Source organism: Rodentibacter sp. JRC1, assembly GCF_020521555.1.
In the GTDB taxonomy this organism is placed as follows: domain Bacteria; phylum Pseudomonadota; class Gammaproteobacteria; order Enterobacterales; family Pasteurellaceae; genus Rodentibacter; species Rodentibacter abscessus.
Genome location: NZ_BPWA01000001.1, coordinates 2,145,444 through 2,167,835, shown reverse-complemented (window position 1 = coordinate 2,167,835; position 22,392 = coordinate 2,145,444). Strand labels below are relative to the sequence as shown.

26 protein-coding genes, 1 riboswitch and 1 other annotated feature are annotated in these 22,392 nt (G+C 39.0%); of the genes, 14 read left to right on the top strand and 12 right to left on the bottom strand.

Annotated features, from left to right (window positions below; all coding sequences use genetic code 11):
- Nucleotides 1-11: 11 nt before the first annotated feature.
- The 12 genes from hisF to hisG form a co-directional block, all read right to left on the bottom strand.
- Entirely contained in the window at nucleotides 12-782 is a 771-nt protein-coding gene (hisF, locus tag HEMROJRC1_RS09905; protein ID WP_226692753.1) for an imidazole glycerol phosphate synthase subunit HisF, read from the bottom strand.
- Nucleotides 764-1,513, bottom strand: coding sequence for a 1-(5-phosphoribosyl)-5-[(5-phosphoribosylamino)methylideneamino]imidazole-4-carboxamide isomerase (gene hisA / locus HEMROJRC1_RS09900; RefSeq protein WP_226692752.1), 750 nt, complete (start codon nucleotides 1,511-1,513; stop codon nucleotides 764-766). Before hisA ends, hisF begins: the two co-directional genes overlap by 19 nt.
- A gap of 50 nt (nucleotides 1,514-1,563) precedes the next feature.
- Nucleotides 1,564-2,067: an isochorismatase family protein gene (locus tag HEMROJRC1_RS09895; RefSeq protein WP_226692751.1), complete on the bottom strand. Its 504-nt coding sequence runs from the start codon at nucleotides 2,065-2,067 to the stop codon at nucleotides 1,564-1,566.
- A 58-nt stretch (nucleotides 2,068-2,125) separates the two neighbouring features.
- Entirely contained in the window at nucleotides 2,126-2,980 is an 855-nt protein-coding gene (locus tag HEMROJRC1_RS09890; RefSeq protein WP_226692750.1) for a BRO family protein, read from the bottom strand.
- Between the two features lie 90 nt (nucleotides 2,981-3,070).
- The gene (gene hisH / locus HEMROJRC1_RS09885; protein WP_226692749.1) at nucleotides 3,071-3,664 is read right to left on the bottom strand and encodes an imidazole glycerol phosphate synthase subunit HisH; all 594 of its coding nucleotides are present in this window, start codon (nucleotides 3,662-3,664) and stop codon (nucleotides 3,071-3,073) included.
- 6 nt (nucleotides 3,665-3,670) lie between these two features.
- A complete protein-coding gene (locus HEMROJRC1_RS09880) occupies nucleotides 3,671-4,348 on the bottom strand; it encodes a uracil-DNA glycosylase family protein (protein ID WP_226692748.1) in 678 nt (225 codons plus the stop codon).
- An 80-nt stretch (nucleotides 4,349-4,428) separates the two neighbouring features.
- The gene (gene hisB, locus HEMROJRC1_RS09875; RefSeq protein WP_226692747.1) at nucleotides 4,429-5,514 is read right to left on the bottom strand and encodes a bifunctional histidinol-phosphatase/imidazoleglycerol-phosphate dehydratase HisB; all 1,086 of its coding nucleotides are present in this window, start codon (nucleotides 5,512-5,514) and stop codon (nucleotides 4,429-4,431) included.
- 64 nt (nucleotides 5,515-5,578) lie between these two features.
- A complete protein-coding gene (locus HEMROJRC1_RS09870; protein ID WP_226692746.1) occupies nucleotides 5,579-5,941 on the bottom strand; it encodes an endonuclease domain-containing protein in 363 nt (120 codons plus the stop codon).
- 145 nt (nucleotides 5,942-6,086) lie between these two features.
- Nucleotides 6,087-7,154 (bottom strand): histidinol-phosphate transaminase, encoded by a 1,068-nt coding sequence (hisC, locus tag HEMROJRC1_RS09865; RefSeq protein WP_226692745.1) that lies wholly within the window; start codon nucleotides 7,152-7,154, stop codon nucleotides 6,087-6,089.
- Between the two features lie 16 nt (nucleotides 7,155-7,170).
- The gene (gene hisD / locus HEMROJRC1_RS09860; protein ID WP_226692744.1) at nucleotides 7,171-8,454 is read right to left on the bottom strand and encodes a histidinol dehydrogenase; all 1,284 of its coding nucleotides are present in this window, start codon (nucleotides 8,452-8,454) and stop codon (nucleotides 7,171-7,173) included.
- A gap of 81 nt (nucleotides 8,455-8,535) precedes the next feature.
- Nucleotides 8,536-9,135: a DJ-1/PfpI family protein gene (locus HEMROJRC1_RS09855; RefSeq protein WP_226692743.1), complete on the bottom strand. Its 600-nt coding sequence runs from the start codon at nucleotides 9,133-9,135 to the stop codon at nucleotides 8,536-8,538.
- Between the two features lie 43 nt (nucleotides 9,136-9,178).
- Nucleotides 9,179-10,090 carry an ATP phosphoribosyltransferase gene (gene hisG, locus HEMROJRC1_RS09850; RefSeq protein WP_226692742.1) on the bottom strand — a complete coding sequence of 304 codons (912 nt, stop codon included), beginning with the start codon at nucleotides 10,088-10,090 and terminating at the stop codon, nucleotides 9,179-9,181.
- Between the two features lie 31 nt (nucleotides 10,091-10,121).
- Nucleotides 10,122-10,253, bottom strand: a sequence feature (His leader region).
- Nucleotides 10,254-10,421: 168 nt separating this feature from the next.
- Nucleotides 10,422-10,466: riboswitch (PreQ1 riboswitch) on the top strand.
- Between the two features lie 3 nt (nucleotides 10,467-10,469).
- Between hisG and queC the strand changes: the two genes are divergently transcribed.
- The 14 genes from queC to cas2 (HEMROJRC1_RS09780) all read left to right on the top strand — a co-directional run bounded on the left by queC (nucleotide 10,470) and on the right by cas2 (HEMROJRC1_RS09780) (nucleotide 22,304).
- The gene (gene queC, locus HEMROJRC1_RS09845; RefSeq protein ID WP_226692741.1) at nucleotides 10,470-11,144 is read left to right on the top strand and encodes a 7-cyano-7-deazaguanine synthase QueC; all 675 of its coding nucleotides are present in this window, start codon (nucleotides 10,470-10,472) and stop codon (nucleotides 11,142-11,144) included.
- Between the two features lies 1 nt (nucleotide 11,145).
- Nucleotides 11,146-11,571 carry a 6-carboxytetrahydropterin synthase QueD gene (queD, locus tag HEMROJRC1_RS09840; protein ID WP_226692740.1) on the top strand — a complete coding sequence of 142 codons (426 nt, stop codon included), beginning with the start codon at nucleotides 11,146-11,148 and terminating at the stop codon, nucleotides 11,569-11,571.
- A gap of 2 nt (nucleotides 11,572-11,573) precedes the next feature.
- The gene (locus HEMROJRC1_RS09835) at nucleotides 11,574-12,206 is read left to right on the top strand and encodes a 7-carboxy-7-deazaguanine synthase QueE (RefSeq protein ID WP_226692739.1); all 633 of its coding nucleotides are present in this window, start codon (nucleotides 11,574-11,576) and stop codon (nucleotides 12,204-12,206) included.
- A 95-nt stretch (nucleotides 12,207-12,301) separates the two neighbouring features.
- Nucleotides 12,302-13,057 (top strand): Nif3-like dinuclear metal center hexameric protein, encoded by a 756-nt coding sequence (locus HEMROJRC1_RS09830; protein ID WP_226692738.1) that lies wholly within the window; start codon nucleotides 12,302-12,304, stop codon nucleotides 13,055-13,057.
- Nucleotides 13,058-13,197: 140 nt separating this feature from the next.
- Nucleotides 13,198-13,986: an enoyl-ACP reductase gene (locus HEMROJRC1_RS09825; RefSeq protein WP_077417232.1), complete on the top strand. Its 789-nt coding sequence runs from the start codon at nucleotides 13,198-13,200 to the stop codon at nucleotides 13,984-13,986.
- A gap of 92 nt (nucleotides 13,987-14,078) precedes the next feature.
- Nucleotides 14,079-16,058, top strand: coding sequence for an exoribonuclease II (rnb, locus tag HEMROJRC1_RS09820; protein ID WP_226692737.1), 1,980 nt, complete (start codon nucleotides 14,079-14,081; stop codon nucleotides 16,056-16,058).
- Between the two features lie 287 nt (nucleotides 16,059-16,345).
- A complete protein-coding gene (csx16, locus tag HEMROJRC1_RS09815; protein ID WP_226692736.1) occupies nucleotides 16,346-16,636 on the top strand; it encodes a CRISPR-associated protein Csx16 in 291 nt (96 codons plus the stop codon).
- A gap of 9 nt (nucleotides 16,637-16,645) precedes the next feature.
- Nucleotides 16,646-17,815 (top strand): Card1-like endonuclease domain-containing protein, encoded by a 1,170-nt coding sequence (locus HEMROJRC1_RS09810; RefSeq protein WP_226692735.1) that lies wholly within the window; start codon nucleotides 16,646-16,648, stop codon nucleotides 17,813-17,815.
- A gap of 5 nt (nucleotides 17,816-17,820) precedes the next feature.
- Nucleotides 17,821-19,023, top strand: a complete 1,203-nt coding sequence (gene csm6 / locus HEMROJRC1_RS09805; RefSeq protein WP_226692734.1) for a CRISPR-associated ring nuclease Csm6 — start codon at nucleotides 17,821-17,823, stop codon at nucleotides 19,021-19,023.
- Nucleotides 19,024-19,140: 117 nt separating this feature from the next.
- Nucleotides 19,141-19,497 carry a hypothetical protein gene (locus tag HEMROJRC1_RS09800; RefSeq protein ID WP_226692733.1) on the top strand — a complete coding sequence of 119 codons (357 nt, stop codon included), beginning with the start codon at nucleotides 19,141-19,143 and terminating at the stop codon, nucleotides 19,495-19,497.
- Between the two features lie 81 nt (nucleotides 19,498-19,578).
- Nucleotides 19,579-20,403, top strand: a complete 825-nt coding sequence (locus tag HEMROJRC1_RS09795; RefSeq protein WP_226692732.1) for a hypothetical protein — start codon at nucleotides 19,579-19,581, stop codon at nucleotides 20,401-20,403.
- Nucleotides 20,404-20,662: 259 nt separating this feature from the next.
- Nucleotides 20,663-20,944: a CRISPR-associated endonuclease Cas2 gene (gene cas2 / locus HEMROJRC1_RS09790; RefSeq protein WP_226692731.1), complete on the top strand. Its 282-nt coding sequence runs from the start codon at nucleotides 20,663-20,665 to the stop codon at nucleotides 20,942-20,944.
- Nucleotides 20,945-20,955: 11 nt separating this feature from the next.
- Entirely contained in the window at nucleotides 20,956-22,014 is a 1,059-nt protein-coding gene (cas1, locus tag HEMROJRC1_RS09785) for a CRISPR-associated endonuclease Cas1 (RefSeq protein ID WP_226692730.1), read from the top strand.
- An 8-nt stretch (nucleotides 22,015-22,022) separates the two neighbouring features.
- Nucleotides 22,023-22,304 carry a CRISPR-associated endonuclease Cas2 gene (gene cas2, locus HEMROJRC1_RS09780; RefSeq protein WP_226692729.1) on the top strand — a complete coding sequence of 94 codons (282 nt, stop codon included), beginning with the start codon at nucleotides 22,023-22,025 and terminating at the stop codon, nucleotides 22,302-22,304.
- The last annotated feature ends 88 nt before the right edge of the window (nucleotides 22,305-22,392 follow it).

The window sequence follows — 22,392 nt, the reverse complement described above, 5'->3', positions numbered from 1 at the left end:
TTATTTCCCCGTCAAAAACGAATTGGAATGGAATATTGCGTTAAATAATTTTTCAACTCACCAATTTCAATAATCCGTTTATGAAACACACTCGCTGCCAATGCTCCGTCCACGCCCACCTCAAAAGCGTCTTTAAAATGCAGTATTTCCCCTGCCCCCCCTGAAGCAATTAAAGGCACTTGGCAAACCGACCGCACTTTTTTAAGTTGTTCTAAATCGTAACCTTTGCGAACACCGTCTTGATTCATCATATTCAGCACAATTTCGCCCGCTCCACGAGTCTGCACCTCTTGTACCCAGTCAAGTAGCTGCCAATTTGTTTGACGAGTGCGAGTTTCATCGCCCGTATATTGATTGACCCAACATTTACCTGTTTCCGCCTCAAACCAGCTATCAATGCCGACTACAATCGCCTGCACGCCAAAACGATCTGCTAGCCGACTAATTAGGTTTGGATCAGCAAGGGCGGGGGAATTGATCGAAATTTTATCTGCCCCAAAAGCAAAAATTTTCTCCGCATCTTCAATGGTTTTGATTCCCCCCGCGACACAAAAGGGAATATCAATCACCTCAGCAATGCGAGCCACCCAGCTTTTATCCACCGTGCGACCATCTGACGAGGCAGTGATGTCATAAAAGACCAGCTCATCTGCCCCTTCTTGTGCATAGCGCTGTGCAAGCGGTTGAATTTCGCCGATAATTTCGTGGTTGCGAAATTGCACGCCTTTCACGACTTGCCCATCTTTTACATCCAAGCACGGAATTATACGTTTTGCCAACATTCAATCGCTCCTTTTACGTCGAATTTTCCTTCCAACAATGCCCGACCGATAATCACGCCTGCCACCCCTGTGCCTTTTAAGGCGTTCACATCGTCCAACGAGCCGATACCGCCAGAGGATTGAAAGGCAACCTCGGGAAATTCTGCACAAATTTCACGGTATAACGCCACATTTGAGCCAGAAAGCGTTCCATCTTTGGAAATATCGGTACATAAAACGTGTTGTAATCCCACCGTTTGAAAATCTTTAATTAACGCCTCAAGGGATACGCCCGAATTTTCTTGCCAACCGCTAATGGCAATCAGCTTTTCGCCTTGTTCATTGATATTCACATCCAACGCTAACACGAATTTCTCCGCCCCATATTTTTCAAACCAGCCTTTCACTATTTCAGGCTGCTTCACAGCGGTTGAGCCGATCACAACTCGGTTTGCTCCAACGGCTAATAAATCTGCGACATCTTGTTCGGTGCGAATCCCTCCGCCCACTTGAACAGGACAATTTGTCGCACGAATAATCTTGCCAATTAGCTTCGTTTGGCGTTTGGTAGGGTCTTTCGCCCCCGTTAAATCCACCAAATGCAACTGCTTCGCCCCTTGTGCCACATAATCCGCAAAAAGAGCAGTCGGATTTGAGGAATAATTTGTCTGCTTGCCATAGTCCCCTTGGTGCAACCGCACCACCTGACCATCAATTAAGTCAAGGGCGGGGATAATTTGTGATGTTTGCATTGTTTGTTCCTTATTTTTGTAAAATTTTAGGTAAATTTGACCGCTTGATATTACTCGAATAGTGTTAAAAAACGAGGATCATAGCCCCAAATTGTTTCATAATGTTTAATCGTATTTTCAGCCGTCATAAATTGCGTATAATTAGTTGTTGTCGCTCCTTTCTTCATCTGTAATTTATAACCAAGCAAATGAGCAGATTGGAGTGTTGCTTCGATACAAAATGGCGTTTCTGCCCCACAAATTTCTAAATTTTCAATATTTAATTGTTTCAATAAGTTATCTAATTCTGTTTGGTAAAATGCACTGGAAAAATGTTTATCAATAAAATAATCAGCTTTATTTTTTTGTAAATGATCAATAATTTCCCATTCTTTGGTATTTTTTAATAAATTCTTATCAGAATGTTGCACAAAAATAATCGGTTTATGATTTTTATCATATTCATCAATACGATGATTTATCAAGGTTACTAATTCATCAAAATGATAAATTTTCTCTTGCTGAAAACAAACCGCATTTTGCATATCAATAATAAGTAAAGCATCTGCTAACATTTTTCTTTTCCTACTATAATTAAAAGGCTTATATATTCAAGGTTTTATTTAACTTTAATCACTTATTGCTTTTATCCTCAATTTTTTGACTTACCACCCTTAACAGGCGGGCAAAATCAATCGCATTTTTGCGAGTAATGACGGGTTGTCCTGTTTCTTGTTCTAAACTTTGACGGGCAATTTTTGCCACATTTCCCCCTCGTTTAGCGACTTGGCGATTTGCTTCTAATCCTTGAGGGTGACTGATTTGGGTAATATCTTTGGTGGCAGCTTCGGCAAGCATATTCAGCACCAGTTCTGTAGTGGACATATTATCTCGCAAATTTTCCTTTTTTAACCCTTTGAAATCCTTATATTCTCGGGTTTTCATTCCCGACCACGCCTGAGTAATTTCATCGGTTAAAATTGCATATTCCCGCCCTGCTTGAACGCCGTGGTCTTGCCAAGTATCCGTAAGTTCTTTGCGAACTTGAATGGCTTGCAGGCGTTGATTAATCCACTCTCGAGAATAGCCTTTTTGCAGATAAGCTTGTAAGGCTCTGTCAATTGTGAGTTCCGGATCAACAATTTCATCTAAACGTTCTTTCCCAACCTCTGCTAGCCACATTTTAAAAGGCTCGGCTTTTGGGCTAGGAATGGATTGAATAATACGGAGAATGCCTTGCATATCAGCCACGTCGGTTTTATAAAATTTTCCATCAGAAGATTTTAGTTTCAGTTGTCGACAAATTGTCGACAACTCAGATCTTTCTTCATCTGACATCCGTTTTTTCACACGATACCAGTAATCCCGAGGCTTATCACTTTCAGTTAAAATGGCTACTATATCAATCACGCTAAATAGCCATTCTTCCTGCTCGTTATCCCACACAGATCGCACCTGTTGATTTTCAAATAATTTTACTTCGCTCATTCTATTTCCTTTAATTATGGATAAATCAACAGCATTTTAGCAAACATATAACTGTTTATAAAAACAGTTATATGAGTTTTGCGATCTTGCTCACAGATTTTCCATAAAATTACGCAATAATTGCGAACCGACTTTACCCGAGCGTTCGGGGTGAAATTGTACGCCGTAGAAATTCCCTTTTTGTAGAGCAGCGGAGAATGGGATACCGTAATCACAGGTAGCTATCGTGTACTGATTGGGTAACACCGCATAACTATGTACGAAATAGAAGTGCGAATTTTGTGGAATGCCCGCAAAGAGCGGTGAATTTTCGGCAAATTTTACTTCGTTCCAGCCCATATGAGGCAACGGTAGCCCACAGTCAGGAAATTTTTGCGTATGAGTTGGGATAATGCCTAAAGTTTCAACATCACCCTCTTCAGAAAAATTCGTGAGTAGCTGCATTCCTAGGCAAATACCGAGTATAGGTTGTGTGGCGTTTCGGATGATTTCGATCAAATTGCGATCTTGCAAAATCTTCATCGCCGCTTGTGCTGTTCCCACACCAGGAAGCAACAACTTATCCGCTGATTTGATTTTGTCTAAATCACGACTAATTTCCGCTTGAAACCCCAAACGGTCGAATGCAAATTTTACCGATGACAGGTTTGCACAGCCTGTGTTGATGATGATGAGGTTTCGCATAGTTTTTTAATTACGGTCATTATTTATTTCAGTTAATAATTTATAAATAGCTTCTTTATGGGCTTCTTCAGGTTTTCCTTGTGGGTGATCTGAATGAATATAAAAAATATTCCCTTTTTTATATAAAACAGAAAATGTATCTTCCCAATTTTCCTTACTTATTTCTTCAAATTCATTATCATTAACACCTAGAATGTCCCAATCTGAAGTAAATAAAATTACAGCTTTAGGCTTTAATATTTCTATTTCTTTCTGAAGAATCTTCTTACAAAGACCTTCTTGTTTATAGAAATCAGCTGTATTAGGATTTCCTTTATTTGGTGAAACCTTACATAAATTAGACCAAGCAATTTTTTTATACCAAGTTTTTTCATCATTTAATACTTGCTGTGATATTTTCTTTATTATTCTCCAAAAAGCAGAACGATTGGTATTGTAATTCTCTTTATTTACATTCTTTTCCACCCATTCCAAAGGCTCTTTATCATAATCAAATAAACTTTCTATTCCTTCTGAAATGCTTTTCCACCCATTTACTGCTTTACCTACAAAAAGTAAACCATTCTCTTTTTCCCACTCGCTACCCACTTGAACATTAAATATACATAAATCAGTGGTACTGAAATCAGAAAAATTAATTTCTTCATATAGTGGTAATAATGCTTCTTTTAATTCATTTTTCATCTTTATTATTCTCCAGTAAATCTTAGTTTAGTATTTAGTAAGGACACAAATATTGCATCCAACTAATTGCAGGATTTAAATTATAACACCCCTTTACTACTCGGCAATGCATTTCCTTCTACTCGGATAGCCTGTCTTAAGGTGCGTCCAAAGGCTTTAAACAGGCTTTCGATTTGGTGGTGGGCATTGTCGCCTTTCACTTTTAAATGAAGGGTTGCCATTAGGGCGAAAGCGAGGGATTGGAAGAAATGTTCGGTCATTTCCGTGCTGAAATCGCCCACTTTATCACGGCTAAATTTCGCTTTGAATTTGATGTAAGGTCGCCCAGATAAATCGAGGGTACATTCTGCCTTGCATTCGTCCATCGGCAACACAAACCCAAACCGCTGGATACCTCGCTTGTCGCCTAGGGCTTGTTTTAACGCTGCTCCTAATGCTAATGCGGTGTCTTCTACGGTGTGATGTTCGTCAATATGTAAATCGCCTTTGCAGGAGACATTCATTCTAAAGCCGCCGTGGGTGGCGATCTGGTCGAGCATATGGTCGAAAAAGCCCACACCCGTGTGAATGTTATTTACGCCCGCTTCATCAAGCCAAACCTGCACTTTAATATCCGTTTCTTTGGTGGTGCGAACCACTTCCGCATAACGAGGTTCATTCGGATTTTGAGCAACATTTTCAGCCAGTAATTTTTCGCTGATATGATCCCAGTTCAAATTATCGGGGTGATATTGCAATGCTTGAATCCCAAGATTTTCCGCCAATTGTACATCGGTCGCTCGGTCGCCAATCACAAAAGAGCGGTCAGGATCGAACAAGTTTTTGCAAATATATTGCTCCAGTAATTTGGTTTTGGGTTTGCGACAATCACAGCCATCTTCAGGCTTGTGTGGGCAAATCAACACATCATCAAATTCAATACCCTGTGAGCTGAAAATCGCCATCATCGTATTGTGCGGTTTGTCAAAATTTTCTTGCGGAAATGATGCCGTTCCCAATCCATCTTGATTGCTCACCATCACCAAGCGGTAGTTTTTTTGCAATTTTAGCAAGGCGGGAATGACATTTTTTTCTAGCTTGAGTTTTTCAAGGTTGTCGATTTGAAAGTCTGTTTTTGGCTCGTCAATTAACGTGCCATCACGGTCGATAAATAATGTTGGTTGCATAGTTTTCTCCTGTATTTTGAAATCCCCCTAAATCCCCCTTTTTCAAAGGGGGACTTTCTAATATCTAGGAGGATTTTGATTTTATTTCCTTTTCAAGGATTTCAATCACTTTTTCAAGATCATTAAAAATCATTGAATTAGGAAAACGTAAAACTTTAATTCCGAGCGAAGCGAGTTCTTGATCTCTAAGAATATCTTTTTCTCGCTGGTCGGGCTGATTATGTTGAGAGCCATCTAACTCAATCACTAATTTTGCTTTAGGGCAGTAAAAATCTACAATATAGTTCAACAGAGGTTTTTGACGATAAACTTGTAAACTGCATAACTGTTTATGGCGTATCCGTTGCCAAAGAAGTTGTTCTGCTTCCGTCATATTATGGCGTAATATTCTGGAAACAGGTTTTAAATGTCGAGCATATTCTTCCATATTTTAAATCTCCCTTATATTCCCCCTTTGAAAAAGGGGAGTTTTAATTAGTAAAAATATATTTTCTCTTTATTCAAATTTCCCTTTTTAAATAAACACTTTTACCTATCAAGTCCCCCTTTGAAAAAGGGGGATTTAGGGGGATTTAGGGGGATTTCACAATCGCTTCTACCACCTTTCGGTTTTCTTCTGCCGTACCTATGGTAATGCGAATACAATCCGAAAGCCCAAGAGCCTTGTGCTGATCTCGCAATACGATGCCTTGTTCCCACAAAGTTTTAAACACCTTTTGACTGTCTTTAAATTTCACCAAAATATAATTAGCTTCGCTCTCAAAAATCTTCACGACATTTGGGCATTTTTGCAGATTTTCGATCAGTTTTTGCCGATTTTCCAGCACGTTATTAACACGTTGTTGCACTTGCTCAATGCCCTGTTGGCTTAAGGCTTGAGCGGCTAAATCCGCCACAGGCACAGGCAGCGGATAAGGGGCAATCACCTTTTGCAAAATACCAATGAGTTCGGGGGTTGCCAAAGTAAAACCACAGCGTAAGCCAGCAAGGGCAAAGGCTTTGGAGAGAGTGCGGATAATGGCAAGATGTGGGAAATTCACCAATTCGTTAGCAAGGGTGGCTTCAGGGCAGAAGTCGGTATAGGCTTCATCCACCACCACAATGGCACGGTTGACGGTCATTTGCAAAAGTTCGAGTAAATCCGACCGCTTGATCAGATTGCCCGTTGGGTTATTCGGGCTGCACACAAACACCACTTTTACGCCGTTAAGATTGCGTTCAATTTCGGGTAAATTCAGTTGGAAATCCGCCGTCAAAGGCACGGTTTTGGTGGTAATGCCGCAGGTTTCGCTACTGACGGCATACATTCCGTAGGTTGGTGGGCAATACAGCACCGCATCGTCCGCCTCACAAAAAGCTCGGATAATCAGCTCAATGCTTTCATCACCGCCACGGCTGACCAGTACATTTTCGGGGGCGACACCTGCATAGCGAGCATAGCCCTCGATTACCGCTTGAGGTTGTGGATCGGGGTAGCGGTTAAAAATCCGTTCCTTTAAATTTAAATCAGGCGAGGTGGGGTATTCATTGGCATTGAGCCACACATCGCCATTGCCCCCCAATCGGCGAGCGGATTGGTAAGGCGTTAAGGCTTGGATATTTTTTCGAGATAAATGATGGATATTTGTTGTGTTTAGCATAGTAGTTACCTTTTATTTAGTTGTTAATCTTCGCCAACCGAATACTCACCGCCTGCTTATGAGCCTCAAGTTGCTCCGCCTGTGCCATTTGCATTACGGTTGGGGCGAGATCTTGAAAGCCTTGTGGGGTGAGTTCTTGCACGGTCATTCGTTTGCTGAAGTCTGCCAAGCCTAGGCTTGAGGTGGTGCGAGTGTAGCCGTAGGTTGGCAAAACGTGGTTAGTGCCGCTAGCATAGTCGCCCATTGATTCAGGGCTGTATGCCCCTAAGAAAATTGAGCCTGCGTTGTCGAGTTCAGGCAATAACGCTCGGGCGTTTTCCGTTTGCACCACCAAATGTTCAGGGGCATATTCGTTGCTAATTTCGACCGCTTGTTTAAGGCTTTCAGCAATAAAAATTCGGCTATGAGAGAGGGCTTTACGAGCTGTTTCTGCCCGAGGTAATTGGGCAAGCTGTTTTTCAATGGAAAGTGCGGTCTGTTTTGCGAGTGTTTCGCTTGGGGTCACTAAAATCACTTGGCTATCCGCCCCGTGTTCTGCTTGAGAGAGTAAGTCGCTCGCGACAAAATCAGGATCTGCAAATTCATCGGCAATCACTAGCACTTCCGAAGGCCCGGCTGGCATATCAATCGCTGTGCCTTGTTGCTGAACTTGGCGTTTCGCTTCGGTAACGAAGGCATTGCCCGGCCCGAAAATTTTATCCACTTGAGCCACGCTTTCCGTGCCATAAGCCATTGCAAATACTGCTTGAGCCCCGCCCACCGCATAAATGGTTTGCACGCCACAAAGTTGAGCCGTGTAAAGAATTTCATCGGCAATCGGTGGCGGTGAACAAAGCACGATTTTTTTACAGCCTGCGATTTGGGCTGGAATGGCAAGCATTAACACCGTAGAAAAAAGCGGAGCAGAACCACCGGGGATATACAAGCCAACCCGATTGATCGGACGGGTAACGACTTGGCAACGTACACCTGCTTGGGTTTCTAAATCCACTTCTTGCGGTAATTGGGCTTGGTGAAAGCGGGTGATGTTTTCTTTTGCATTAGCAATGGCGGCTTTTAATTCGGGGGAAATGCGTTGGCAAGCCGCCTCAATCTGCTCTGCAGACACCGACAAGCGGTCTAATTTTACTTTGTCAAATTTTTCGCCTAGCTCAAATAATGCTTTATCGCCATTGGCTTTGACATTTTCACGAATTTCTTCGACCGCTTGTTTGATCTGCTCACCAACCATCTGTGCTGGGCGAGAAAGTGCGGTTAGTTTTTCGGTTGGATTTAAGTTGTTCCAGATAAGTGTTTGCATTTTTAGTTTCCTTTCGTCTTTTTATTTAAAGTGATGCCAGTAAGCGGTCTTGTTTTTGTAAGTTTTAACAAAAGTTGATCGCTAGCTATAACCATAAAGTTCAGCAAAAAGATCAAGTTGAGGATCGTTTTGCCAGCGATATTCGAGTTGATTGGCAAGTTGTATCGCTAAGGTTTCGTTAAATTGATCTGCAATGAAACCTAGCACCATATCCATTCCTGCTGAAACGCCTGATGAGGTATAAAATTTGTCCGCTTTTACCCAACGGGCAATCGCCTGCCAATTTACCTTTGGATTAACATTTTTCACCCATTCAAAAGCTCGTTTATTAGAGGTGGCAGGGAGGTGATTAAGTAACCCCGTTTTTGCTACCAATGCCGAGCCAGTGCAAACGCAAAGACAAAATGCAGCTTGTTTAACCCATTTTGTGAGGGTATCGATAAATTGAGTATCATTGACTAATGCCCTTGTGCCTTGTCCACCTACCACCAACAATAGGCTGTTGGGTAGGAGCGAGTCGAGCTTTTGGGTCGAGCTAATAATTCCCTGTGAACTTTTGATTTCTCCTCCATCAGTGGAAATATAATGTAGGGAGGCATTCGGCAAGCGGTGTAAAAATGCTACCGCTCCAACCAAATCTAGGCTTTCATAGCCATTAAACAGTACGCAATAAATATTCATTATTTCCCCTTTTTGCAAAAAGATCGCTAAAATCGACCGCACTTTAACTCATCATTTTTTCAATCGGCAACACTAAAATCGAGCTTGCCCCAATTGCTTTCAGTTGTTCCATGGTTTCCCAAAAGAGATTTTCTTGGCTGACAACGTGCATTGCAACCTTTGCGCTATCTGTTGCTAAAGGCAGAATAGTCGGATTTTCAACCCCGGGCAACAGTGCTGTAATTTCCGCTAATTTCTCTTTTGGCGCGTGAAGCATAATATATTTGCTTTCCACCGCTTGTTGTACCCCTTGGATGCGGGTAAGAAGTTTATTTACAAGCGCTTGTTTACTTTCCGATAAAGGCTCGGCACGCTGAATAAGACAGGCTTTGGAACGATAAATCACTTCCACTTCTTTTAAACCGTTCGCTTCAAGAGTTGCGCCGGAAGAAACTAAATCACAAATGGCGTTAGCAATCCCCGCACTCGGTGCGACTTCCACAGAACCGGTGAGTAAACAGCTTTTAAACGGCACACCTTTTTGTTTCATATAGCGTTTGAGAAGATTCGGGTAAGAAGTGGCGATACGAGCGTTTTCAAGATCTTGTATGCCGTTGTAATTTCGATCACGATCAATGGCTAAAGATAAGCGACAACCGCCAAAATCAAGCGTGCGTAATTTTTTATACTCGACATTTTCACCGCTGGCAATACGCCCTAATTCTTCCTCTTCCAGTACGTTTTCACCTAGAATACCTAAATCGACCACACCATCAAAAATTAAGCCCGGAATATCGTCATCACGCACACGCAAAATTTCTATTGGCATATTTTCTGAATAGGCGATTAAGCGTTGTTCATTCCAGTTGATTTTGACCCCACATTGTTTCAATAGGGTGGCACAGTCTTGACTTAAACGCCCTTTTTTTTGCATAGCAATGCGAAGACGCTCCTGTGTATTCGTTGTATTTGTCATATTGTTTTCCTATAGTTATTAAGTTTAGATAAAAACAAACCCCTCGAAAGTCGCCTTCCGAGGGGTTATTTGCTTATGGTATTTTTCGCACTCGGAAGATGGATATTATCTTCCGACCATGCCAAAACGCCCGAAAGATAATCAGGTGTGATGGTGAAGATGATGAGTGCGAATAATTGTCATAATAAAATTCCTGTTTTTTACATGGGTCTGAGTTTACGCTGAAAAGAATACTTTAATCAAGCCCTTATTTTAAATTTTTTTAATTTATTTCAATAGAAATCCGCTAAAACTTGCCAAAATTGCCTGTTCCACCTACAATGCGCCCTCTTAATTTGTAGTTCGCAAACCTCCTACATAAAAAAACTAGGTACAAAATATGAATATTTCAAATCCTAATCAAGATCGCAAAGCACTGGTGATCTTTTCCGGTGGACAAGATTCCACCACTTGCCTATTTCAAGCCCTTGCCGATTATGGCAAGAAAAATGTTGAAGTTATTACATTCCAATACGGTCAACGCCACGCTATTGAACTGGAAAAAGCACGTTGGATCGCACAAGATCTCGGTATAAAACAAACTTTAATCGATACTTCCGTCATCAAAGCCATTACAAACAATGCGTTGATGAATGAGAACACGAAAATCGAACAAAAAAACAACGAATTGCCGAATACGTTCGTTGATGGACGCAATGCCTTATTTTTACTTTATGCGGCGATTTATGCCAAAGGGAAAGATATTCAAGATATTATCACCGGCGTATGTGAAACCGATTTCAGCGGTTATCCCGACTGCCGAGATGTATTCATTAAATCAATGAATGTTACGCTCAATTTGGCGATGGACTATCAATTCAACATCAAAACGCCATTAATGTATCTTACCAAAGCGCAAACTTGGCAGCTTGCCGATGAACTGGGTGCGCTGGATTACATTCGCCATCATACCCACACCTGCTATGAAGGCATAGAAAATGGCTGCGGTAAATGTCCAAGTTGTAGATTGCGAGATAAAGGTTTAGCAGAATATCTGGCACAAAAAGGTGAGTAATATGTTTAAAGTTTCTAAAGAATTCAGCTTTGATATGGCTCATTTATTAGATGGGCACGATGGAAAGTGTCAAAATTTGCATGGTCACACCTATAAATTACAAGTGGAAATTTCCGGTGATTTATCCGAAGTCGGTGCTAAAAAATCGATGGTGATTGATTTTTCCGATTTAAAAACCGTGGTAAAAAAAACCATTTTAGATCCAATGGATCACGCTTTTATTTATGATGAAACAAGCGAACGGGAAAGCAAAATTGCAACGCTTTTGCAAGAACTTGATTCCAAAACCTTTGGCGTTCCTTTTCGTACCACCGCAGAAGAAATAGCGCGTTTTATTTTTAATCGTTTGAAATATGATGAAAAACTTCCCGTTTCTGCTGTCCGATTATGGGAAACCCCCACATCATTTTGTGAATACGGAGAATAAACGTGGCACAAAATCAGCGCAATTTAGAACCGCACTTTAATATTGTAGAAATCTTTGAAAGCTTACAAGGGGAAGGTTTTAACACCGGTATGCCAAGCATTTTCGTGCGCTTCGGCAAATGCAATCTTACCTGTCCGTGGTGTGATACGCCTTATAATGAATTTGAGCGTTGGTCGGCTTCACAAATTTTGGAAAAAGTGCGGTCATTTTCAGCAAAGAATATTATCATCACCGGCGGAGAACCGACCATCGTGCCCCAACTCGAATTTCTACTTGCGCAATTTAAAACCGAGGGTTATTTTCTTGCCATCGAAACCAACGGTTTAAAACCCGTTCCTTTACAAATTGACTATATCGCCACCAGCCCCAAACGACTTTATGCACACAAATATGAACAACGTTGTATCGAATTTGCTGACGAAGTACGTATTGTCGCTGATGAAAACGTGTTTTCCTTTTGCGAATTGATCGAACAAAAAATTCAAGCTAAGCATTACTATCTCTCGCCTTGTGAAATTAACGGCAAAATGAATTTACTGGAAACCATAACCCAACTCGGTCAACTCAACCAACGCCTCAATAAACCGAAGTGGCAGCTGAGTTTACAAACCCATAAATTAATCGGCATTGAATAAAATAAAAAAACTTAGCGCATTTCTCTTAAATTTCTTTGCACAAACCGGTTTTTTTCGTAGTACTATATCTCACCTTTTTCTCACTCTTTTTCATTATGAACAACCTTGAATTAGAACAACTTCTCAATCAAAAACTCAATTCGGACAAAATTAGTGATTACGCACCGAACGGTTTGCAAGTTGAAGGCAAAACCGATGTCAAAAAAATCGTCACGGGAGTAACCGCCAGTCAAGCTTTAATTGATTACGCCGTTTCGCAAAAAGCAGATGCGATTTTGGTTCATCACGGCTATTTTTGGAAAAGCGAAAATCCTTGCATTCGTGGAATGAAAGGCAAACGCATTAAAACTTTGTTGATTAATGACATTAATTTATACGGCTACCATTTGCCTTTAGATATCCACCCCAAACTCGGCAATAATGCGCAACTGGCTATGTTATTAGGAATTGAAAACTTGCAACCATTGGAAAACAGCCCGACCAGTATTCCCGTTTGGGGAACGTTGCGCGAACCGATTTCAGCAGCAGATTTTACGGCACGAATTGAAAGCGTACTAAATCGAAAACCTTTAATTTGCACCGAAAACGGACCGCACTTAATTCGCAAAATCGGGATTTGTACCGGCGGTGGACAAGGTTATATTGATCTAGCCGCGATGCAAGGTTGCGATGCTTTTATTACCGGTGAAGTATCTGAGCAAACCATTCATTCCGCCCGTGAACAAAATATTCACTTCTTTGCGGCAGGCCATCACGCCACGGAACGTTACGGAATTAAAGCCTTGGGGGAATGGCTTGCAAAAGAATATGGGTTTGAGGTGGAATTTAAGGATATTGACAATCCTGCGTAAAAATTACCATGAATTAAATTGAGGCATTAATAATTTTATTCACCATAAACGACTGGTTCAACCAAAAGTCGCTTCATTGCTCAAACTAAGTAAAACGGATATAATTCGCAAAATTTTTTATTCAACAAACAGGAAAAATTATGGGTTTCTTAACAGGTAAACGAATTTTAGTTACAGGTCTTGCAAGCAACCGTTCCATTGCTTATGGCATTGCAAAATCAATGAAAGAACAAGGCGCAGAGCTTGCTTTCACTTATTTAAACGATAAATTACAACCGCGAGTAGAAGAATTTGCCAAAGAATTTGGTTCTGATATCGTGCTTCCGTTAGATGTTGCAACAGATGAAAGCATTCAAAACTGCTTTGCGGAACTCAGCAAACACTGGGATAAATTTGACGGTTTCGTTCACGCCATCGCATTTGCACCGGGCGATCAATTAGATGGTGATTATGTGAATGCGGCAACCCGTGAAGGCTATCGCATTGCACATGATATTAGTGCGTACAGCTTCGTTGCGATGGCACAAGCTGCCCGTCCATACTTAAATCCGAATGCGGCATTATTGACCCTCTCTTACTTAGGGGCAGAACGTGCAATTCCTAACTACAACGTAATGTGTTTAGCGAAAGCTTCGTTAGAAGCGGCAACCCGTGTAATGGCTGCAGATTTGGGTAAAGAGGGCATTCGTGTGAATGCGATTTCCGCCGGTCCAATCCGTACTTTAGCGGCATCAGGCATTAAAAACTTCAAAAAAATGCTTTCCGCATTTGAGAAAACCGCTGCATTACGCCGCACCGTCACCATTGAAGATGTGGGTAATTCCGCCGCATTTTTATGTTCCGATTTAGCCTCCGGCATTACCGGTGAAATCGTTCATGTAGACGCAGGTTTCAGCATCACCGCAATGGGCGAATTAGGCGAAGAATAATATTTTATTACGATTTATCGGCAGGTTTGAATAACCTGCCTTTTCCATTTTGTAAGTGCGTATAATATACGCCCCAACCATAAATAATCACTATGTTTCAAGATAATCCTCTACTTGCACAACTCAAACAACAAATTCACGACAGCAAAGAACGTGTGGAAGGCATCGTAAAAGGCACGGATAAAGCCTACGGTTTTTTAGAATGTGATAAAAAAACCTATTTCATTGCACCGCCTGCAATGAAAAAAGTCATGCACGGCGATAAAATTGCCGCCACCATTGAAAAGCAAGGTGATAAAGAACAAGCAGAACCGGAATCACTAATTGAACCGATGCTCACGCGTTTTATCGCCAAAGTGCGGTTCAATAAAGACAAGAAATTACAAGTATTGGTGGATCACCCAAGTATTAATCAGCCGATTGGCGCACAGCAACCAAAAGCCGTAAAAGAAGAATTGCAAGAAGGCGACTGGGTGGTCGCCAATTTAAAAACCCATCCATTGAGAGATGATCGCTTTTTCTACGCAACCATTAATCAGTTTATTTGCAGAGCCGATGATGAATTTGCGCCTTGGTGGGTAACTCTTGCACGCCACGAGCAATCACGTTATCCGGTACAAGGAGCGGATCGTTATGAAATGTTGGACCAACAAACTCGCGAAGATTTGACCGCACTTCATTTCATCACCATAGACAGTGAAAGAACGCAAGATATGGATGATGCGCTTTACATTGAGCCGATTGAGCAAAATGGCGAACAAATCGGCTGGAAATTGGTTGTGGCGATTGCCGATCCGACAGCCTATATCGCTCTTGATTCTCAAATTGAAAAAGATGCTAAACAGCGTTGTTTCACCAACTATTTACCGGGTTTCAATATTCCAATGTTACCCCGTGAATTATCAGACAAACTTTGTTCCTTAATGGCAAATGAAATCCGCCCTGCACTGGTTTGCTATATCGAAACGGATTTACAAGGTAACATTACGGCTAAACCGCACTTTGTTTCCGCCCATGTACAATCTAAAGCAAAATTGGTTTATAACCACGTTTCCGATTATTTAGAACAAACCCCTAACGCCTGGCAGCCGGAAACCAATGAAATTGCCGAACAAATTCACCGTTTACACCAATTCACCCTTGCGCGCATAAACTGGCGCAAAACCCATTCTTTATTATTTAAAGAAAAACCGGACTACTCTTTTGTACTTGCTGAAAATGGTAAGGTACAAGAAATCAAAGCCGAACATCGCCGTATTGCAAATCAAATGGTGGAAGAATCGATGATTATCGCCAATATTTGCGCAGCACAATTTCTAAACGAAAATGCCCAAACGGGAATCTTCAACACTCACAGCGGGTTTGATAAAAAATTCTTAGAAAACGCCCATCATTTCTTAATGGCAAATTTAAGCAATGAAGAAAACCAAGCGGAACTGGCAAAACGTTATTCTGTGGAAAATCTGGCAACTTTAAACGGCTATTGCCAAATGCGCCACGATATTGAGCCGATTGAAGGCGATTATTTGGAACTTCGTTTACGCCGTTATTTAACCTTTGCCGAATTTAAAGCCGAATTAGCACCGCACTTCGGCTTAGGTTTAGAAGGCTATGCGACTTGGACATCACCGATTCGTAAATACTCGGATATGGTGAACCACCGCTTAATTAAAGCCGTTCTCGCCCAACAAACTTGTGAAAAACCGCAAGATGAAGTTTTAGCGCGTTTACAAGAGGCACGCCGCCAAAATCGTTTGGTTGAACGTGATATTGCAGATTGGCTATATTGCCGCTATCTTGCCGATAAAGTTGCTGAAAATGCGGAATTTGAGGCGGAAGTACAAGATGTAATGCGTGGCGGCTTACGTGTGCAGTCATTAGAAAACGGCGCATCAATGTTCGTTCCCGCCTCAACCCTTCACAATAACAAAGAAGAAATGCAGGTAAACTCAGACGAAATCGCCCTTTATATCAAAGGTGAACGTGCTTATAAAATCGGTGATCTGATCAAAGTAAAACTCACGGAAGTGAAAGAAGAAACAAGAAGTATCGTAGGCTCTGTGATTTTCTAATATAAAAACGACGTTTTAATAAGCGTCGTTTTTATTATGGCCAGACAAAGTCTGCTATAAAAATCATACGCTATGGGAATATATTCGAAATCAGGAGAAGGAAGGGATAATTTACAGAAAAAAGAATAGTGGTTCCCTTTAAAGAGTAAGCTATGAAACTACTGAACGGTTACTAGTTTTAGAATCTCCTAGATAATTTCTCTAAAATTTGCAAGTTTGTAAAATCGGAAAAGCGTAAAAAACTCAGTAAAATAAACCGCTCTTTAAGATAGATAAAGGTGTGATGTATGGCTGTTTGGTTTATTTCTCGACATTTAGGGGCGATTGAATGGATTTCTCAACAAAACATTCGAATCGATCACTTTATTGAACATTTAGATGTGAATAAAATTCAAACCAATGATACGGTCATTGGTACTTTGCCTGTTCATTTAGCCGCAGAAGTGTGTCAAAGAGGGGCTAAGTTTTATTTTTTATCTGTCAATGTTCAGTTTGAACAGCGTGGCAAAGAACTTACTTGCGAACAACTCAATCAACAAGGTTGTCAGCTACAAGAATTTTTTATTGAAAAGCGTTAGGAGGCTTTTATGGCATATTTTGATATTCAGGTTTGTTTAATTTCAGGGCAAGCAGCACCAAACTTACTTCCAATTTTAGATCCTCAATTTAAACCAAAGGAAGCTATTTTTTTAGTTTCTCCTCAAATGAAAAATCAGGCAAATTATCTTGAAAAAGTCTTTAAAGATAAAGGTGTGAGAGTTCAACAAGAGCATATTCCTGATATTTTTAATTTTGGTGAAATGTCGGATTATTTACTTTCTCTTTTAGAAAAATATGAAGATTCTAACATTTCTATTGGACTAAATGTTACAGGTGGAACAAAACTGTTAGCAATAGCCGCCCAAAAAGCCTTTGAATTAATTGGTAAGCCTGTCTTTTATATGGATACGGATGAAAATCGCATTATATTTATTTCTAAAAATAATGAAAATAAATGGATTTCAGATTTCTCTATTAATGCAAAAAATGATTTAAATGACTATTTAGCTTCTTATGGGGCAAAAATTTTAAATAAAGGAGAAGTACAACTAAACAAAATTCAACAGGAAATAGTTAATGAATTAATTATAAGGTATGATGATTATAAAAATGAAATTCCCTTGCTAAATAAAAGTGCAACTTTATCACAGCAAACAGGATATAAATTTAAAGAAAGTAAGGATATTAAAATTCAATATTTTATAAATATTATTAATAAGTTTAATGATGTAGGTTTAATAAAACTTAAAGATGATACCATTGATTTTATCGGTAAAAACTACCGTGATTTAGTTAGCGGTGGCTGGTTGGAAGAATATACTTTAAAACAAGTGAAACAAATTGCTAAAGTTCAAGATTATGCCCTAAGTTGTGAAGTAGCAAATAATAAATATCGTTTAGATAAGAATGCCTATAGTAATGAAAATAAAGGTAATATGAATGAATTTGATGTTTTGTTTTTAGCAAAAAATAAACTTCACATTATCGAATGTAAAACACAACTTTTAGATAAAGGGAATAGTGTTAAAGCTGAAGATATTTTGTATAAATTGGAAACATTAAAAGATTACGGTGGATTGATGACTAAGAAATGTTTAGTGAGTTACTTCCCTGTACCTGATGCCACAAAAAATCGTGCAAAAACTTATAATATTACTATTATTGATGGTAAAGATGTTCAACGCCTTAAACAAAAGCTACAAGAATGGATAGGGTAATTCAAATGAAAAAAGAAATTGAATATAACAAACGCATTTTACTTTCCGTAACAGGTATGTCGCCCGCTGTTGTTACTGAAACTTTATTTGCATTAGTAACGGAAAAAGGCTTTATTCCAACAGAAATTAAAGTGATCACCACTTTACAAGGTAAGAATAAGTTGATGAAATCCTTGCTAGGTATCGAGGGGGGACGTAAAGTCGGCCAAGGAGCGATAGCAGAATTTGTTTTAGATTATGGTCAGCAATACGGATTTACAGATATTCATTTTGATGAAAGCTGTATTGAGGTATTAAAAGATAAGAGCGGTCAGTTTTTAGTAGATATTCGCACGCCTGAGGAAAATACACTTGCGTCCGACCAAATCGTTTCTTTAGTGGGTGATCTTTGCAAAGATGAACAAAGTGCAGTGCATATTTCCATTGCAGGCGGTCGTAAAACAATGGGCTTTTTCTTAGGTTATGCCTTATCACTTTATGGTCGTGAACAAGATAGTCTTTCTCACGTTTTAGTCTCTTCGAAATTTGAAATGCTAGAAAATTTTTATTATCCAAAACCACGTCAATATTTAATTACCGATCGTGATGGTAAAGAGCTTGATGCTTCTACGGCTAAAGTAATGCTAGCTGAAATTCCTTGGGTAAGATTAGGATTAAGCGGAGGTGTTTCTGAGCAATTACTAAAACAAAAGATTACCTACAGCCAATCAGTTGAACAAGCTCAGCGGTTGATTGAAAAACCAAGTATCACCTTTTTATCGCCAATAGATGAACGAAAAGTTAAGCTAGGTGCATTAGATAAACCTATTAAGTTGGCGGCAAAACCCTATGCACTTTTATTAACTTGTGCGATTTGTAAAGTGTATGGCTATCGATATAAATATTATGAATTGCCTTTTGTTCGTTTATATTTTGAGATTTATGATTATATTAAAACAGGAGATACCGATAAAATTAAGCAAGAATTAGGTTTAATTGAACCGCTTGATCAAACTATTTTTCAAGATATTTATCCACCTTCTAAGAATAGATTTTCAGAATCAAGCAATCAATTAAATAAAGCATTACAAAAATATTTATTTGTAGATAAGCATAATCCTTCTATTTATTCTCTACCCGTCATTGATACGACTTATACTTTATTTGTTGATGAAATTAATTTAGATAAAATTCAAAATAATATTTCTCACTTCTTAACATTTCTTTGATAAAAAAAAGCCCTTTTACTGAAAAGTAAAAGGGCTTTTTACAAATTTGCATTTTCATCATTTTTTCTTATTTTTCTTTATTATTCTCTTATGATTTAGCCTCAATAGGAGATAATAATGCAATATTCTACTTATACGCTCCCCGTAAAAACATCTCCTACTATTTTTCAACCTTATACTCAAAGTGAATTACTTGCTTTATCTTTAGGTTTTGTTGAAATTCAAGACCCCAAAGCCTATCGTGGGCGTTATTTTTTAAAAGCAGGGAAAAAATGGATTCATAATATTGAAGCATTACGCCGTCAATTAAATTCAGAATATGGTCGCTATATTGATGACGGAGAACTCTCCGCCTCTTCCCCAGAAGGCTTCGGCTATGATGTTGAAGCGTATTATATCTACAACTGCCATGCCACACCGATTTCTCTACACCCTGATTTTATTCAATGGGGAAATACAATACGTTTAAATTAAGCTATTTTGCAAACTTGTATTTATTCGAAAAATATTCTTTATTTAGTACTCTATATGCAATTTTAATAAGAGGGAAAAATAATGCTTTATATTACCAATTATAATTATAGAAATTTAATAAAAACATTAGATATTAATATTCCTTCCTATTTTAAAAAGGAATACTATCGAGGCTATCAATTAAAAGATATCCCATTAGATCTAGCGTATTTTTCTGAAAATGAAGCTAAACTACTTGTTATTAGTGATTTACTTTATCGTGATTTAAGTAATTTAAATCGCAGAATGTATTTTATTCAGAATAAACAAGAACAAAATAAGTGGGTATTCAAACTAGGAATGCCTGCTTACCACGCTCATTCAGAATGTGAAGCTTTAAATAGCGATTTTGAAAATATTTTACGTCCTGCATCATTAAAAGATGAGGATGTAAAAGCCTATGGAGAAATGATTTTAGCCAATAAAGAGCGTTATCAAGCGGGTACGGAAATAAGTGTAATTATTGCGTTTTGCCAAGAGCTTAAAGATACTTTTAAGCTAGAGGAATCTATTCAAGAAATTGCTCGTTTACCAAAACGTTATGAAAATACAGGTATTTATGAAGCATTTTTTAATCTTGCATCAGAAGAACAACTTGCTGAAATTAAACGGGTCAGCCGGCTTTTTAGACTTTATGTTCAAGATAGCTCAAAAGAGCGAGTTCGTTGTTTTTCAGCATTATTACATAGTGATGATTTATGCGAAGAGGATCAACTCAAAATGGAAAAAATCCAAGCATTGAAATATCAACTTCAAATGTGGATTTTGCATTTTCATTTTCAATATGCTTTTAGTCAAGGGATTGATATTACAGAAAAAATATTACATCTAAGTGGTTTTCGTCGTTGTCGTTGTTTTAATAATTGATAAAAAAACTATATCTTTTTAATTTTACAAATTTGTATATTTAATATATTTCATTTATTTATCTTAAAATTTTAATAAATGGAACTCATTCTACATTAACTATTTATCTAATACACTATTTTATAGTTTGCTTAACTATTACCTTTTTTCATTAAAAGAAAATGGGTTAGATGTAAGCGAAGAATTTATGGAAATTCCTGGTTTTCGACCTTGCCAAAAATGTTGCTCTAATCGAATAGCTAAATAGCAGGAGAAAAATATGCCCAATCGTTTTCATTACCTCATCGCCTATGATATTTGTGATAGCAAACGGCTACAAAAAGTGCATAAAATCATCGAATCTTATGCTATCGGCGGGCAGAAATCCTTATATGAATGTTGGGTAACGCAACACGAATTAGCAACATTAAAGCAAAATCTGACCGCTTGTATTGAACCTAGTGATGATCGCATTTACTTTTTTCAGCTCTTTGAAAATAACGAACGCCAGTTTTATGGCAAGGCTTATACCAAATCAACCCAACCTTTTTTGTTTGTTTAATGGAGGCAAATATGTCTAGTTTATATATTGACCGTAAAGGCTCAACTCTTAAACTCAATGGAGAAGCACTAGTTTGTTATGAAAATGATGAACGCACAGGCACGATTCCACTTGCACCTGTTGAGCGAATTTATATTAAAGGCGATGTTACTTTGCAAGCCTCATTATTGGCAAAGCTAGGGGAACGAGGCATCGGGGTTATCTGTTTATCCGGTCGAAAAAATACCCCAACTCTTTTTATGAATCAGCCTCACAACGATGCAACTAGAAGAGTTGCTCAATATCAGCTTTCACAAGATGAACAATTTTGTCTCACCTTTGCAAAACGTCTTATCCTATTTAAATTAGTCACACAAAAAAATTGGCTTTGGCAAGCGACAAACAGACGATTAGGCAAGAAAATATTGCTTGCACCAAAAGCGGAAGAAATTGACAAATTAATAGGTAAAATTCATCACCAAACCCATTTAGCCTGCTTAAGAGGAATTGAAGGACGAGCCGCTTCGGCTTATTTTACTGCCCTTAGCCTTTATCTTCCTGATAGTTTGCGTTTTCAAGGGCGAAATCGCCGTCCACCTAAAGACCCTTTTAATGCGGTACTTTCGCTTACTTACACCTTACTACATAGCGAAGCCGTGCTTGCCAGCTATGGAGCTGGACTTGATCCCTATATCGGTTTTTATCATAGTTTAGATTTTGGCCGAGAATCCTTAGCCTGTGATCTGATTGAACCCCTCCGCCCCTTAGTAGATAACTGGTTGTTAGGTTGTTTTCGTGAGCGTATTTTACGAGAAGAGCATTTTTCTACCACAAATGATGCTTGTTTACTGGGTAAAACCGGACGAGTGAATTTCTATATGGCATATGAGAAGCAAGTCGAAATTTGGCGAAAAATATTGACACAAAATTGTCAAGATCTTGGCTTTATTTTAAAACAAAGTGCAATGATCACACCACAACGGCGAGATATAATGACTAACATAGGGGCAAAGAATCCGTGGGGAACAGCTGTAGAACGCTATTTTTTTAACCTACATACACTTTTTGATAATCTTGAATTTCATTTTTAGGAGGAAGAATGTATCTCATCGGTTATGATATTGCCAATCCTAAACGACTCGCAAAAGTGTATAAAGTAATGTTACATTATGCGACACCTATTCAATACAGTGTCTTTTTATTTGAAGGCAGTGAAAAAATGCTAGAAAGCTGTGTTGAAGAAATCCTGAATCTTATCAATAAAAAAGAAGATGACTTCCGCCTATATCAGCTCCCACCAAACGGCAAACAATGGCGACTAGGAAAATCTTTTTTGCCCGAGGGGATTTTTCTGACAGGAATGCCAATGGGGATTTATTGATTTGCCAAAAAGAGTATAGATGTAATCGCTTGTGAGATATTGGCTTTTACAAGCGGTTAAATTTGAGTACAATACACAATGTCTTTTT